The organism is Pseudomonas sp. 9.3L, from assembly GCF_058536285.1.
In genome coordinates this window covers 3,455,139-3,468,588 of sequence record NZ_JBZUBK010000001.1, presented here as the reverse complement: position 1 = coordinate 3,468,588, position 13,450 = coordinate 3,455,139, and the positions used below count along the sequence as shown (strand labels likewise).

The window sequence follows — 13,450 nt, the reverse complement described above, 5'->3', positions numbered from 1 at the left end:
AGCACAAAAAAGCACCCATGTAGGGTGCTTTTTTACGCCCGGAGATCAGCGCTTGAGCGAGGCCGGCAGGTGCGGCTGGATAGCCGTCAACACTGCCTTGAAGCACTTGGTGTTACCCGCGACCACATGGCCTTTTTGCAGAAAGTCATGACCGCCGGTGAAGTCGCTGACCAGGCCGCCCGCCTCTTGGATCAGCAGGGCGCCTGCGGCCATGTCCCACTCGGACAGGCCGGACTCCCAGAAGGCATCGAAGCGGCCAGCGGCCACGTAGGCGAGGTCCAGGCTGGCAGCGCCTGCGCGGCGGATGCCGGCGGTTTCGCCCACAAGTGCGCGGAACATGCCCAGGTAGTTGTCCAGGTGCTCCATCTGGTTGTCGCGGAACGGGAAGCCGGTGCCGAGCAAGGCGCCTTCCAGGCTGCGACGGGGGCTGACACGAATACGGCGGCCGTTCAGCGCGGCACCGCGGCCACGGCTGGCGGTGAATTCTTCCTGGCGCACAGGGTCGAGGACCACCGCGTGTTCAAGGCGGCCACGGTATTTGCACGCGATGCTGACGGCAAAATGCGGTACGCCGCGCACGAAGTTGGTAGTGCCGTCGAGGGGGTCGATGATCCAGAGGTATTCCTCTCCCTCGCCGCTGCCAGCATGCAGGCCGCTTTCTTCGCCCAGGATGCCGTGAGTGGGGTACGCCTTGCGCAGGGCGGTAATGATGCTCTGCTCGGCGGCGCGGTCAACTTCGCTGACGTAATCCTTAGCGTCTTTTTCGTCAACCTTGATGCTATCCAGCCGCTCGATGGAGCGGAAGATCAGTTCACTGGCGCTGCGGGCGGCGCGCAGCGCGATATTCAGCATGGGCTGCATGGATGTTCTTTCACCTGGGTCATTAAAAAGAGCCGGGCATTCTATCAGAAAACCGGCCACTAAGAAGTGGGCCTTGAGCCTTCATGGCATTGCGTTCGTCGCTTCTGTAGAATTCGCCCCCTTTTCAGCTATGGGAGCGCGCAAGGTGCTGCAAAACATCCGCATCATTTTGGTCAATACCAGCCATCCCGGTAATATCGGCGGTGCTGCCCGTGCCATGAAAAACATGGGGCTGACCCGTTTGGTGCTCGTTGCCCCTAACGTGTTCCCCTCACCAGAGGCCAGTGCGCGCGCCTCTGGGGCCGACGACATCCTTGGCAATGCACAGGTGGTGTCCACGCTGGAGGAGGCATTGGTAGGGTGCAGCCTGGTCATGGGCACCAGCGCTCGTGACCGTAGCCTGCCCTGGCCGCTGCTCGACCCGCGAGCGTGCGCCAGCAAGGCCATCGAAGATGCCCAGGCCGGTGGTGAAGTCGCACTGGTATTCGGGCGCGAGCATGCCGGCCTTACCAACGAAGAGCTTCAGCGTTGTCATTTTCACGTCCACATTCCTTCCGCGCCGGAATTCAGCTCCTTGAACCTGGCAGCTGCGGTGCAGGTGCTGGCGTATGAAGTACGGCTGGCGTTCCTGGCGTTGGCCAGCGTTGCGCCTGCCAGCGAGGAGCCCGCAGTGGAATTGGCCACTACCGAAGAGCTGGAAGGCTTCTACGGGCACATGGAAGCCACGCTGGTAGATATCGGTTTTCTTGACCCGGAAAAACCCCGTCATCTGATGGCGCGGTTGCGTCGGTTGTACGGCCGGTGCCGGCTTGAGCGCACCGAAGTCAGCATTTTGCGGGGTATCCTTACCGAGACTCGCAAAACGGCACGGGGTGAGCCCTACAAGCGCAAGGACCCATGAAGTGCAGGGTAGGGCGCTGCTCAGGCGTGCGGGCATTATGCTATGATTCTCGGCCGTTCCGGCGGCTAAACCCGAGTAAATTAGTAGGTCTTATAGTTGACTTAAACACTCGGGAATCGCATACTTGCCCCATCGCGTTCCTCCCGCAACCGTGGTAACAGAACCATGCGACTCACAACTAAAGGCCGATATGCCGTCACCGCCATGCTAGACCTGGCGTTGCATGCGCAGCACGGGCCCGTGTCGCTGGCCGATATTTCCGAGCGCCAGGGCATTTCACTTTCGTACCTAGAGCAACTGTTCGCCAAGCTGCGGCGCGGCAACCTGGTCTCCAGTGTGCGCGGCCCCGGTGGGGGCTATCAGCTGTCCCGAGCCATGCAGGGCATCCAGGTAGCTCAGGTCATCGATGCGGTAAACGAATCCGTAGACGCCACGCGCTGCCAAGGGCTGGGCGATTGCCATGCGGGCGACACCTGCCTTACCCACCACTTGTGGTGTGACCTGAGCGAACAGATTCACGAATTTCTAAGCGGCATCAGCCTTGCAGACCTCGTGAGCCGCCGCGAAGTGCAGGAAGTTGCCCAACGCCAGGACCAGCGCCGCTGTGGCACCCAAGGTGTGATGCCGGCCAAGCCTTTGCTGGAAAAGATTGAAACCTCTGCCGTCGACTGACCGCCGTAGAGCGGAGCGCGCCTGATTAGGAGAATACCGATGAAATTGCCGATTTACCTGGACTATTCCGCGACCACCCCAGTCGACCCTCGTGTGGCTGAGAAAATGATCGCCTGCCTGACCATGGAAACGAACTTCGGTAACCCGGCGTCCCGTTCCCACGTGTTTGGTTGGAAGGCTGAAGAAGCTGTTGAAAATGCCCGTCGGCAAGTGGCCGACCTGGTGAATGCCGACCCTCGCGAGATTGTCTGGACGTCGGGTGCAACCGAATCCGACAACCTGGCCATCAAGGGCGTCGCGCACTTCTATGCCAGTAAGGGCAAGCACATCATCACCAGTAAGATCGAGCACAAGGCGGTGCTGGACACCACTCGCCAACTCGAGCGCGAAGGTTTCGAAGTCACGTACCTTGAGCCAGATGCAGACGGCTTGATCACGCCGGCCATGGTTGAAGGCGCCTTGCGCGACGACACTATCCTGGTCTCGATCATGCACGTGAATAACGAAGTTGGTACCGTGAATGACATCGCCGGCATTGGCGAAGTCACCCGCGCACGCGGTGTGTTATTCCACGTCGACGCCGCCCAGTCCACCGGTAAGGTAGACGTCGACCTGTCCGCGCTGAAGGTAGACCTTATGTCCTTCTCCGCGCACAAAACCTACGGCCCCAAAGGCATCGGCGCGCTCTACGTGAGCCGCAAGCCGCGAGTACGCCTTGAAGCGCAGATGCACGGCGGTGGTCACGAGCGCGGCATGCGTTCCGGTACCCTGGCCACCCACCAGATCGTGGGCATGGGCGAAGCGTTCCGTATTGCCAAAGAAGACATGGTCAAGGACCGCGAGCATGTAAAAGCATTGAGCGAACGCTTCTACAAGCAGGTCGAACACCTTGAGGAGCTGTACATCAACGGCAGCCAAACGTCGCGCGTACCGCATAACCTGAACCTGAGCTTCAACTACGTCGAAGGCGAGTCGTTGATCATGGCGCTCAAGGACCTGGCGGTATCGTCCGGGTCGGCATGCACCTCGGCGTCGCTTGAGCCTTCTTACGTACTGCGCGCCCTCGGCCGTAACGACGAATTGGCACACAGCTCCATCCGCTTTACCTTCGGTCGGTTCACCACCAACGAAGACATCGACTACGCCGCCGCCAAGGTGTGCGAGGCGGTCACCAAGCTGCGTTCACTCTCGCCGCTGTGGGACATGTACAAGGATGGCGTCGACATCTCGAAGATTGAGTGGGCGGCACACTGACGATTGGCAGGGCGGCATGCAGTGCCTGCTGCCTGGCAGGGGCCGCCACACAGAGCGGCTTAATGAAATGATGAGGAGTACCTGACATGGCTTACAGCGAAAAGGTCATCGACCACTACGAAAACCCCCGCAACGTTGGCAAGATGGATGCCGAAGATCCGGACGTAGGCACTGGCATGGTCGGCGCGCCCGCGTGCGGTGATGTCATGCGTTTGCAGATCAAGGTCAATGAGCAGGGTGTGATCGAAGATGCCAAGTTCAAGACCTACGGTTGCGGCTCCGCCATTGCGTCCAGCTCCCTCGCCACTGAGTGGATGAAGGGCAAGACCCTGGACGAAGCTGAAACCATCAAGAACACTCAGTTGGCTGAAGAGCTGGCGTTGCCGCCAGTGAAAATCCACTGCTCGGTACTCGCTGAAGACGCCATCAAGGCCGCCGTTCGCGACTACAAGCAGAAGAAAGGCCTGCTTTAATCGCTTGAATCGTACGCTTTGCACGTTAGGAGTTCCGATGGCCATCAGCATGACCGAAGCCGCCGCCAACCACGTTCGCCGTTCCCTGCAAGGGCGCGGCAAAGGTGAGGGTATCCGCCTGGGTGTTCGCACCACGGGTTGTTCCGGTTTGGCGTATGTGCTTGAGTTCGTCGACGCTACCGTCGATGAGGACCAGATTTTTGAAAGCCATGGCGTCAAGGTGATTATCGATCCCAAGAGCCTGGTTTACCTGGACGGCACCGAGCTGGATTTCGTTCGAGAAGGTTTGAACGAAGGCTTCAAGTTCAACAACCCCAACGTACGTGGCGAGTGTGGCTGCGGCGAAAGCTTCAATATCTGAGGTCGGCCGTGGGTACTCCCTGTCATTTCGCCCTGTTTGACCTCAAGCCGGCGTTCCGTCTGGATCTTGCTCGGTTGGGCGAGCGTTACCGTGAACTGGCTCGGGTCGTACACCCGGACCGTTTTGCCGACGCACCCGCTGCAGAGCAGCGCCAGGCGCTGGAGAAGTCTGCGGCGTTGAACGACGCGTACCAGACCCTCAAGAATGCGCCGCGGCGCGCCCGCTACTTGCTGGCAGTGTCCGGCAATGAGGTGCCGCAGGAAGTGACCGTGCATGATCCGGACTTCCTGTTGCAACAAATGCAGTGGCGTGAAGAGCTCGAAGACCTGCAAGACACTGCAGACCTGGAGGGCGTAGCGCGGTTCAAGCAACGCCTGAAAGCAGCCCAGGTTACTCTGGACGACGACTTTGCCGCCTGCTGGGACCAGCCCGCCGAGCGCGAACAGGCCGAGCGCCTGATGCGCCGCATGCAGTTTCTCGACAAGCTTTCACAAGAAGTGCGCCAGCTAGAAGAGCGCCTCGACGATTAACCCAGTGCCGCCTTGGTCGCACGCCTGATAACAGACAAGCATGGCTCTACTTCAGATCGCCGAACCCGGCCTGAGCCCTCAACCGCATCAGCGCAGGCTGGCGGTGGGGATCGACTTAGGCACTACCAATTCCTTGGTCGCTGCGTTGCGCAGCGGCCTTTCCGAACCACTGCCTGACGACCAGGGTAATGTCATCCTGCCTTCTGCGGTGCGCTACCATGCGAGCCGTGTAGAAGTCGGCATGGCTGCCCGACAGGCCGCCGCCACAGACCCGTTCAACACCATTCTGTCAGTCAAGCGGTTGATGGGGCGCGGCATCGCTGACGTCCATCAGTTGGGCGAACAGCTGCCGTATCGTTTCGCCGAAGGCGAATCCCATATGCCGTTCATCGAGACGGTACAAGGGCTTAAAAGCCCTGTGGAAGTGTCGGCAGAAATCCTGCGTACCCTTCGTCTGCGAGCCGAAGCCAGCCTGGGCGGGGAGCTGGTAGGTGCAGTGATTACCGTGCCGGCCTACTTCGACGACGCCCAGCGTCAGGCCACCAAGGACGCAGCCCGGCTAGCCGGCCTTAACGTGCTGCGCTTGCTCAATGAGCCCACCGCCGCTGCCGTCGCTTATGGCCTGGATCAGCAAGCCGAAGGGCTGGTAGCGATCTACGACTTGGGGGGTGGCACGTTCGACATCTCCATCCTGCGCCTGTCCAAGGGCGTGTTCGAGGTTTTGGCCACCGGTGGCGACAGTGCGCTGGGTGGGGACGACTTCGACCATGCCATTGCCACCTGGGTGCTTGAACAGGCCAGCCTGTCGTCCGATCTCGCGCCAGCTGCGCAGCGCGAACTGTTGCAGATCGCCTGCGCCGCCAAGGAAGCACTCAGCGCCGCCGAGGCGGTGCCTGTCGCCTACGCGGGGTGGTCGGGTGAGCTATCGCGTGCCGGTTTTGAAGCATTGATCGAGCCGCTGCTCGCGCGCAGCCTTAAAGCCTGCCGCCGCGCTGTGCGTGATTCGGGTATCGAGCTCGAAGACATCGGCGCGGTGGTCATGGTGGGGGGGTCTACCCGCGTGCCGCACGTGCGCCAGGCAGTGGGGCAATTGTTCGGGCGCGAGCCACTCACCAACATCGACCCCGATCAGGTGGTCGCCATTGGTGCCGCTATCCAGGCAGACACCCTCGCAGGCAACCAGCGTGACGGCGAAGCCCTCTTGTTGCTGGACGTAATTCCGCTCTCCCTCGGCCTCGAAACCATGGGTGGGCTGATGGAAAAAGTCATCCCTCGCAACACCACCATTCCCGTGGCTCGCGCTCAAGAGTTCACTACTTACAAAGACGGCCAGACGGCCATGGTGATTCATGTGCTGCAGGGCGAGCGGGAGCTGGTAAGCGATTGCCGCTCCCTGGCCCGTTTCGAACTACGCGGTATTCCGCCGATGGTGGCGGGTGCGGCAAAAATCCGCGTGACCTTCCAGGTCGATGCCGATGGCCTATTGAATGTAGGGGCGCGTGAGCTGGCCTCCGGCGTAGAGTCGAGCATTCAAGTAAAGCCGTCCTATGGCCTGACCGATGGCGAAGTGGCGCGAATGCTCAAGGATTCGTTCGAGTATGCAGGGCATGACAAGCAAGCGCGCCAGCTTCGCGAGCATCAGGTAGATGCCGAGCGGCTGGTGGAAGCCGTGCGCGCCGCGGTAGCAGTGGATGGCGAGCGCCTGCTCGATGCTGACGAATTGGCCTTGATCGAGTTGGAAGTTCAAGGGCTTGAAGCGGTGGCCAAGGGCGAAGATGGCGCTGCCATCGAAGCACAAACCCGCCGCCTGTCCCAGCTTACCGATGCCTTTGCCGCCCGCCGTATGAATTCTACTGTCAAGGCCGCGCTGGCTGGGCGCAACCTGAACGAGATTGAGGAGTAATCGATGCCTAAGGTGACATTTCTGCGGCATGAAAAATTTTGCCCCGAAGGGTTAGTGGTAGAGGTCGCGCCCGGTACCAATATCCTGGAGCTGGCCCACGAGCACCATATCGAAATGGAAAGCGCCTGCGGTGGCGTCTGCGCCTGCACCACGTGCCACTGCCTGGTGCGTCAGGGCTTCAATTCGCTTAAAGAAGCAGACGAAATGGAAGAAGACATGCTGGACAAGGCATGGGGGCTGGAACCTCAGTCACGCCTGGGGTGCCAGGTCATCGTCGGCAATGACGACCTGACCATTGAAATCCCTAAATACTCGCTCAACCATGCTGCTGAAGCGCCGCACTGAGGAAGGAGCCAATCATGGGCCTTAAATGGGTGGATGTGCAGGAGATCGCCATACAGCTGGCCGAAGCCATGCCCGATGTCGATCCCCGTACCTTGAACTTCCCCAGGCTGCGCCAGTGGGTCATCGAGTTGCCTGAGTTCGACGACGATCCCGGTCGCTCTGGCGAGAAGGTTTTGGAAGCTATCCAAGCCTTGTGGATCGAAGAAGTGGATTGAAATGCTTGGTCGTTAGGAAATACCTCCGAACCCGCGTATAATTCGCGGGTTTAATTTTTGCTTAACTCATTGTTTCTGGAGTGTCACATGGCTGTTCAACGTACCTTCTCTATCATCAAGCCCGACGCCGTTGCAAAGAACGTCATTGGCAAGATCACCACCCGCTTCGAAGACGCCGGCCTGCGCGTTGTTGCGTCCAAGCTCAAGCAACTGTCCAAGGCCGAAGCCGAAGGCTTCTACGCTGAGCACAGCGAGCGCGGCTTCTTCGGCGACCTGGTTGCCTTCATGACCTCCGGCCCAGTTGTAGTTCAGGTACTGGAAGGCGAAAACGCCATCGCCAAGAACCGCGAGCTGATGGGCGCTACCGACCCGAAGAAAGCAGACGCTGGCACCATCCGCGCCGACTTCGCTGACTCCATCGACGCCAACGCTGTTCACGGTTCGGACTCCGAAGCCGCTGCTGCTCGCGAAATCGCTTACTTTTTCGCTGCTACCGAGGTAAGCACTCGCTAAGCAATGGCTTACGAGTGAAGGGTGAATTCATGACAACGTCAGCCGACAAAATCAACCTGCTGGGCCTTACCCGTCAGGAAATGGAACAGTTCTTCGATACGCTCGGGGAAAAGCGCTTCCGCGCCGGTCAGGCGATGAAATGGATTCACCACTTTGGCGTCGATGATTTCGACGCCATGACCGATTTTGGCAAGGTCTTGCGCGCCAAGCTCAAGGCCTGTGCGGAGATTCGTGGCCCTGAAGTGGTCAGCGAAGACATCTCCGCCGATGGCACTCGTAAATGGGTCGTACGCGTGGCCTCCGGCAGTTGCGTAGAGACCGTGTACATTCCACAGGGCAAACGCGGCACGCTGTGTGTGTCGTCCCAAGCGGGCTGCGCACTGGATTGCTCCTTCTGCTCCACCGGCAAGCAAGGCTTCAACAGCAACCTCACTGCCGCCGAAGTGATCGGCCAGGTGTGGATTGCCAGTAAATCGTTCGGCAGCATTCCCGCCACGGTAGACCGCGCTATCACCAACGTGGTGATGATGGGCATGGGCGAGCCGTTGCTGAACTTCGATAATGTGGTTGCCGCCATGCATTTGATGATGGACGACTTCGGCTACGGCATTTCCAAGCGCCGTGTCACCTTGTCCACGTCTGGCGTAGTGCCAATGATCGACGAGCTTGCCAAGCACATCGACGTGTCGCTGGCGCTCTCGCTGCACGCGCCTAACGACGCCTTGCGCAACGAGCTGGTGCCTATCAACAAGAAGTATCCGCTCAAGGTGCTGCTCGAATCCTGCCAGCGCTACATGTCAGCGCTGGGTGAAAAACGCGTACTCACTGTAGAGTACACCTTGCTCAAGGACGTGAACGACCGCCCTGAGCATGCGGTGGAGATGATCGAGCTGCTGCGCTCGGTGCCCTGCAAGATCAACTTGATCCCGTTCAACCCGTTCCCTCACTCTGGCTACGAGCGGCCCAGCAACAATGCCGTTCGTCGCTTCCAGGATGCGTTGCATCAAGCAGGTTTCAATGTCACCGTCCGTACAACCCGCGGCGAGGACATAGACGCGGCTTGCGGGCAACTGGTGGGGCAGGTCATGGACCGCACCCGCCGTAGTGAGCGTTATATTGCCGTGCGTCAGCTGGAAGCCGACGCCCAGGTGCTGCAATCGACTGTCAGCCAGCCCTGAACGGCCCCCCAAAGAGAGGAACTCAATGACCCTGCGCCACGCACTTCTGCTCGTTATAGCCCTGTCGTTCACGGGCTGTGTTACAACCGGCAAGGTGAACCCCATGGAAACCCGTGAGGGCAGGGCTCAGGCGCGCGATGCCTACACGCAACTTGGGTTGGGCTACCTGCAACAGAATCAAACCGAGCGCGCCAAGGTGCCCCTCAAAAAGGCCCTTGAGCTGGACGCCGACGACCCGGACGCAAACGCTGCGCTAGCCTTGGTGTTCCAGGCCGAAGGGGAGGGGCCCCTGGCCGAGCAACAATTTCGCAAAGCGTTGTCGGGCCGCCCAGGTGATGCACGCATTCTGAACAACTACGGCGGCTTTCTGTACGAGCGCAAACGCTACCAGGACGCCTACGACAAGTTTCGCCAAGCCTCCGAAGACAGCCTTTACCCAGAGCGGTCCAGGGTGTTCGAAAACATGGGCATCACGGCGTTGATGCTGCAGAACAAACCAGAGGCTCAGCAGTGGCTGGAGAAAGCCCTGAGGCTTAACGCCCAACAACCGCGCGCGCTTTTGGAAATGGCCGAGCTATCCTATGAAGCGCGGCAGTATGTACCTGCGCGAGACTACTACGAGCGTTTTAGCCAGCTGAGCGAGCAGAATGCCCGTAGCCTGTTGCTGGGCATACGGCTGGCGAAGCTGTTTGACGACAAGAATCGGGCAGCCAGTTTTGGCCTGCAATTGAAGCGACTGTATCCCGGCACGCCGGAATATCAGCAATACCTGTCGGAGCAATGATGAAAGCGGCGCATCCCGAAGCAGTAGCAGTGGCTCGCACGAACCCCGGTGAAACCTTGCGCCAGGCCCGCGAAAGCAGAAACTGGTCGTTGCAGGAAGTGGCGACGCGGCTGAACCTCACCACCACCTCGTTGGCCAACCTGGAAGCGGGCGCCTTCGAGCGGCTGCCAGGGCATACGTTCGCACGTGGCTACATTCGTGCCTATGCCAAGCTGCTAGGCATGGATCAAACCCCGCTGGTGCAAGCCTTCGACCAATACACAGGCACTAATGCCCAGGGGGCCAGCGTGCATGGCCTGGGGCGTATCGAGGAGCCCGCGCGGTTTTCACACAATATCCTGCGCATCGTTAGCCTGTTATTGCTGGTGCTAGTGATTGGCGGTGGCTTCCTGTGGTGGCAAGACCAGAACGCCTCGCGTGGCCGGGACCAGGCCGGTACCGCCATGGAGCATGTGGAAGTAGAGAGCGCTGACGGCACTACCCAGATTCACCCTATCGACGAGCCTGAAGACCAAGCGGTGGCCGATAGCCAAACGGCGGCTGCACCCGTGTTGCAAACCCCCACCGCAACCGAACAACTGGCCGCCAACCCGCCAGCAACCGGCGCAACGCCGGCCGCTCCGGTGGCGAGCCCTAACGCTGCGCCGCTGTCGACCAATCCGCCCGGCGCCGTGCCGGTTACACCTGGGGCGCCCGCCACAGGAGTGCCTGCCACAGGAATGCCTGCCACACCAGGTACTGATCAGGCGGCAGCTCCGCTGCCAGGCGCAGGCCAGGTACAGATTCAATTCACTGCCGACTGCTGGATGCAGGTCACCGATGCCACCGGCAAGGTGCTGGCCAGCGGTCTCAAGCGCAAGGGCGATAGCCTGGACGTGAGCGGCAAACCACCTCTTCAGGTGCGCCTGGGCGTTGCCCGAGCGGCACAGATTACCTATAACGGCCAGGCCGTGAACGTGGAGCCCTTCATCTCGGGCGCAACGGCTCGCCTGAAACTGGGGCAATAACTGTCATGCATGGCGAATCTCCGATCAAAAGGCGCGTGTCTCGTAAAATCTGGGTGGGTAACGTTCCGGTAGGGGGTGATGCGCCCATTGCCGTCCAGAGCATGACCAACACCGATACCTTGGACGTGCTCTCCACCGTGGCGCAGATCGCCCGGCTGGAAGCGGCAGGCGCAGACATCGTTCGCGTCTCCGTGCCGGACATGGATGCCGCCGAGGCCTTCGGCAAGATCAAGCAGCAGGTCAATGTGCCCTTGGTAGCAGACATTCACTTCGACCACCGGATTGCGCTGCGCGTAGCCGAGTTGGGCGTGGATTGTTTGCGCATCAACCCTGGCAACATCGGCCGCGAAGACCGCGTGCGCGCCGTGGTGGATGCCGCCCGCGACCGTGGCATCCCAATCCGTATTGGGGTCAATGCGGGCTCTCTGGAAAAAGACCTGCAGAAAAAATACGGCGAGCCTACCCCCGAAGCACTGGTGGAATCTGCCCTGCGCCACGTAGAACACCTCGACCGTCTTGACTTCCAGGACTTCAAGGTCAGCGTTAAAGCTTCCGATGTCTTCATGGCGGTGGCGGCGTATCGACTACTCGCAGGCCAGATTATTCAGCCGCTTCACCTGGGCATTACCGAAGCCGGTGGTCTGCGTGCCGGTACCGTGAAGTCGTCCGTTGGCCTTGGCATGTTGCTGGCCGATGGCATCGGCGACACGATCCGGATTTCACTGGCGGCAGACCCGGTGGAAGAGGTAAAGGTGGGCTTCGACATACTGAAGTCGCTGCGGTTGAGGTCTCGCGGGATCAACTTCATCGCGTGCCCAAGCTGCTCCCGGCAAAACTTCGACGTGGTGAAAACCATGAACGAACTGGAAGAGCGCCTGGAAGACCTGCTGGTGCCATTGGACGTTGCCGTGATTGGCTGCGTGGTGAATGGGCCCGGCGAAGCCAAGGAGGCACATATTGGCCTCACGGGTGGTACGCCCAACCTTGTGTACATCGACGGTAAGCCGGCGCAAAAATTGACCAATGACAACCTGGCTGAACAGCTTGAACGGCTGATCCGCCAAAAGGCGGCAGAGAAGGTCGAAGCCGATGCGGCTGTTATTGCCCGTGGCTGAAAGCCGTCGTAATCGAATCGTTAAGGACACCCTGTGACAAAGTCTCTGCAAGCCATTCGTGGCATGAATGACATCCTGCCCGAGCAGACCCCCCTTTGGCGCTATTTCGAAGGTACCGTGGCGCAATTGCTGGACGCCTACGGCTATCGCCAGATCCGCATGCCCATCGTTGAATTCACTGAGCTGTTCAAGCGGTCCATCGGTGAAGTGACGGACATCGTCGAAAAAGAGATGTACACCTTTAACGACCGTAACGGTGATTCGCTCACCCTGCGGCCCGAAGGAACTGCCGCCTGTGTGCGTGCGGTGCTCGAACACGGCATTACCGGCAGCGGTCAACCACAGAAGCTGTGGTATGCCGGCCCTATGTTCCGCCACGAGCGGCCGCAAAAGGGGCGTTACCGGCAGTTCCACCAGATCGGTGTGGAAGTGTTCAACCTGGCAGGCCCAGACATCGACGCCGAGTTGATTACCCTGACGTGGCGCCTGTGGGGCGCACTGGGTATTCGCGATGCGGTCAAGCTTGAGCTCAACAGCCTGGGTACCAGCGAGGCCCGCGCCCGTTACCGCGAGGCGTTGGTCGCGTTTCTGTCCCAGCACCTTAGTGCCCTGGACGAAGACAGCCAGCGCCGCTTGAACAGCAACCCCTTGCGCATTCTCGACAGCAAGGTACCCGAGACTCAGGCGCTGCTGGTGGATGCGCCCAAGTTGGCCGATTACCTCGACGACGAATCCAAAGTGCATTTCGAGGGGCTCAAGGCGCGGCTCGACGCTGCAGGCATTCCTTACGTGATCAACCCCAAGTTGGTGCGCGGGCTGGATTACTACTCCAAGACTGTCTTCGAGTGGGTGACCGATAAACTGGGCGCCCAGGGCACCGTGTGCGCAGGCGGCCGTTACGACGGCCTGGTCGAGCAAATGGGCGGCAAGCCAACGCCAGGCGTCGGCTTTGCAATGGGCATCGAGCGGCTGATTCTGCTGCTCGAAACCCTGGAGCAGGTGCCTGAGGCCCTGGCCCGTCAGGTAGATGTGTACCTGTGCGCCATTGGTGAGGCTGCCGAGCTGGCCGCGTTAACGCTGAGCGAGCGGTTGCGGGACGCCTTGCCCACGCTGCGGCTGCAGGTAAACGCGGGCGGCGGCAGCTTCAAAAGCCAATTCAAGAAAGCTGATAAAAGTAACGCGCTCTTCGCCCTGGTACTGGGGGAGGACGAGCTGGCCGGTGAAATGATAGGGTTCAAGCCTTTGCGCGGTCAGGGCGAACAACAGGACATTGCCTGGAGCGCGCTGGCCGAACAGCTCGCCAGCGCCTTGCAGGCCTGATCAAATTGCCCGTGTGGG

At 60.2% G+C, this 13,450-nt stretch carries 16 protein-coding genes; 15 read left to right on the top strand and 1 reads right to left on the bottom strand.

The genetic code is table 11. The features are described from left to right. Positions 1-45 precede the first annotated feature (45 nt). Positions 46-861: a type III secretion system regulator SuhB gene (suhB, locus tag AC4LE2_RS16115; protein WP_491826708.1), complete on the bottom strand. Its 816-nt coding sequence runs from the start codon at positions 859-861 to the stop codon at positions 46-48. A 145-nt stretch (positions 862-1,006) separates the two neighbouring features. On the opposite strand from suhB, the gene trmJ reads away from it, so the two are divergent. The 15 genes from trmJ (at position 1,007) to hisS (ending at position 13,432) form a co-directional block, all read left to right on the top strand. Beyond that, positions 1,007-1,762, top strand: a complete 756-nt coding sequence (gene trmJ / locus AC4LE2_RS16110; RefSeq protein WP_491828153.1) for a tRNA (cytosine(32)/uridine(32)-2'-O)-methyltransferase TrmJ — start codon at positions 1,007-1,009, stop codon at positions 1,760-1,762. Positions 1,763-1,927: 165 nt separating this feature from the next. Then, positions 1,928-2,434, top strand: a complete 507-nt coding sequence (iscR, locus tag AC4LE2_RS16105) for a Fe-S cluster assembly transcriptional regulator IscR (protein WP_491826707.1) — start codon at positions 1,928-1,930, stop codon at positions 2,432-2,434. 39 nt (positions 2,435-2,473) lie between these two features. Further along, the gene (locus AC4LE2_RS16100) at positions 2,474-3,688 is read left to right on the top strand and encodes an IscS subfamily cysteine desulfurase (protein ID WP_491826706.1); all 1,215 of its coding nucleotides are present in this window, start codon (positions 2,474-2,476) and stop codon (positions 3,686-3,688) included. A gap of 86 nt (positions 3,689-3,774) precedes the next feature. Then, positions 3,775-4,161, top strand: a complete 387-nt coding sequence (gene iscU / locus AC4LE2_RS16095) for a Fe-S cluster assembly scaffold IscU (protein ID WP_040261926.1) — start codon at positions 3,775-3,777, stop codon at positions 4,159-4,161. A 37-nt stretch (positions 4,162-4,198) separates the two neighbouring features. Further along, positions 4,199-4,522 (top strand): iron-sulfur cluster assembly protein IscA, encoded by a 324-nt coding sequence (gene iscA / locus AC4LE2_RS16090; protein WP_491826705.1) that lies wholly within the window; start codon positions 4,199-4,201, stop codon positions 4,520-4,522. A gap of 8 nt (positions 4,523-4,530) precedes the next feature. Next, a complete protein-coding gene (gene hscB / locus AC4LE2_RS16085) occupies positions 4,531-5,052 on the top strand; it encodes a co-chaperone HscB (protein ID WP_491826704.1) in 522 nt (173 codons plus the stop codon). A 40-nt stretch (positions 5,053-5,092) separates the two neighbouring features. Then, positions 5,093-6,955 (top strand): Fe-S protein assembly chaperone HscA, encoded by a 1,863-nt coding sequence (hscA, locus tag AC4LE2_RS16080; protein WP_491826703.1) that lies wholly within the window; start codon positions 5,093-5,095, stop codon positions 6,953-6,955. 3 nt (positions 6,956-6,958) lie between these two features. Beyond that, complete coding sequence (gene fdx, locus AC4LE2_RS16075) at positions 6,959-7,300, top strand: ISC system 2Fe-2S type ferredoxin (RefSeq protein WP_491826702.1); 342 nt, start codon at positions 6,959-6,961, stop codon at positions 7,298-7,300. Between the two features lie 14 nt (positions 7,301-7,314). After that, positions 7,315-7,515, top strand: a complete 201-nt coding sequence (gene iscX / locus AC4LE2_RS16070) for a Fe-S cluster assembly protein IscX (protein WP_491826701.1) — start codon at positions 7,315-7,317, stop codon at positions 7,513-7,515. Between the two features lie 87 nt (positions 7,516-7,602). Then, entirely contained in the window at positions 7,603-8,028 is a 426-nt protein-coding gene (gene ndk / locus AC4LE2_RS16065) for a nucleoside-diphosphate kinase (protein ID WP_491826700.1), read from the top strand. A 29-nt stretch (positions 8,029-8,057) separates the two neighbouring features. Continuing rightward, complete coding sequence (gene rlmN, locus AC4LE2_RS16060; protein WP_491826699.1) at positions 8,058-9,206, top strand: dual-specificity RNA methyltransferase RlmN; 1,149 nt, start codon at positions 8,058-8,060, stop codon at positions 9,204-9,206. Positions 9,207-9,231: 25 nt separating this feature from the next. After that, positions 9,232-9,990: a type IV pilus biogenesis/stability protein PilW gene (gene pilW / locus AC4LE2_RS16055; RefSeq protein WP_491826698.1), complete on the top strand. Its 759-nt coding sequence runs from the start codon at positions 9,232-9,234 to the stop codon at positions 9,988-9,990. Next, on the top strand, positions 9,990-10,997 hold the full coding sequence (locus AC4LE2_RS16050; RefSeq protein ID WP_491826697.1) for a RodZ domain-containing protein: 1,008 nt from the start codon (positions 9,990-9,992) through the stop codon (positions 10,995-10,997). The genes pilW and AC4LE2_RS16050 overlap by 1 nt, the downstream gene beginning before the upstream one ends. Before the next feature lie 5 nt (positions 10,998-11,002). Continuing rightward, on the top strand, positions 11,003-12,112 hold the full coding sequence (gene ispG, locus AC4LE2_RS16045; RefSeq protein ID WP_491826696.1) for a flavodoxin-dependent (E)-4-hydroxy-3-methylbut-2-enyl-diphosphate synthase: 1,110 nt from the start codon (positions 11,003-11,005) through the stop codon (positions 12,110-12,112). 33 nt (positions 12,113-12,145) lie between these two features. Further along, entirely contained in the window at positions 12,146-13,432 is a 1,287-nt protein-coding gene (gene hisS / locus AC4LE2_RS16040) for a histidine--tRNA ligase (RefSeq protein WP_491826695.1), read from the top strand. Positions 13,433-13,450 lie beyond the last annotated feature (18 nt).

Bases quoted from the DNA above. Each gene is read 5' to 3' on its own strand.
- suhB (WP_491826708.1), bottom strand. From the start codon at position 861: ATGCAGCCCATGCTGAATATCGCGCTGCGCGCCGCCCGCAGCGCCAGT.
- iscR (WP_491826707.1), top strand. From the start codon at position 1,928: ATGCGACTCACAACTAAAGGCCGATATGCCGTCACCGCCATGCTAGAC.
- AC4LE2_RS16100 (WP_491826706.1), top strand. From the start codon at position 2,474: ATGAAATTGCCGATTTACCTGGACTATTCCGCGACCACCCCAGTCGAC.
- iscU (WP_040261926.1), top strand. From the start codon at position 3,775: ATGGCTTACAGCGAAAAGGTCATCGACCACTACGAAAACCCCCGCAAC.
- iscA (WP_491826705.1), top strand. From the start codon at position 4,199: ATGGCCATCAGCATGACCGAAGCCGCCGCCAACCACGTTCGCCGTTCC.
- hscA (WP_491826703.1), top strand. From the start codon at position 5,093: ATGGCTCTACTTCAGATCGCCGAACCCGGCCTGAGCCCTCAACCGCAT.
- fdx (WP_491826702.1), top strand. From the start codon at position 6,959: ATGCCTAAGGTGACATTTCTGCGGCATGAAAAATTTTGCCCCGAAGGG.
- iscX (WP_491826701.1), top strand. From the start codon at position 7,315: ATGGGCCTTAAATGGGTGGATGTGCAGGAGATCGCCATACAGCTGGCC.
- ndk (WP_491826700.1), top strand. From the start codon at position 7,603: ATGGCTGTTCAACGTACCTTCTCTATCATCAAGCCCGACGCCGTTGCA.
- rlmN (WP_491826699.1), top strand. From the start codon at position 8,058: ATGACAACGTCAGCCGACAAAATCAACCTGCTGGGCCTTACCCGTCAG.
- pilW (WP_491826698.1), top strand. From the start codon at position 9,232: ATGACCCTGCGCCACGCACTTCTGCTCGTTATAGCCCTGTCGTTCACG.
- AC4LE2_RS16050 (WP_491826697.1), top strand. From the start codon at position 9,990: ATGAAAGCGGCGCATCCCGAAGCAGTAGCAGTGGCTCGCACGAACCCC.
- ispG (WP_491826696.1), top strand. From the start codon at position 11,003: ATGCATGGCGAATCTCCGATCAAAAGGCGCGTGTCTCGTAAAATCTGG.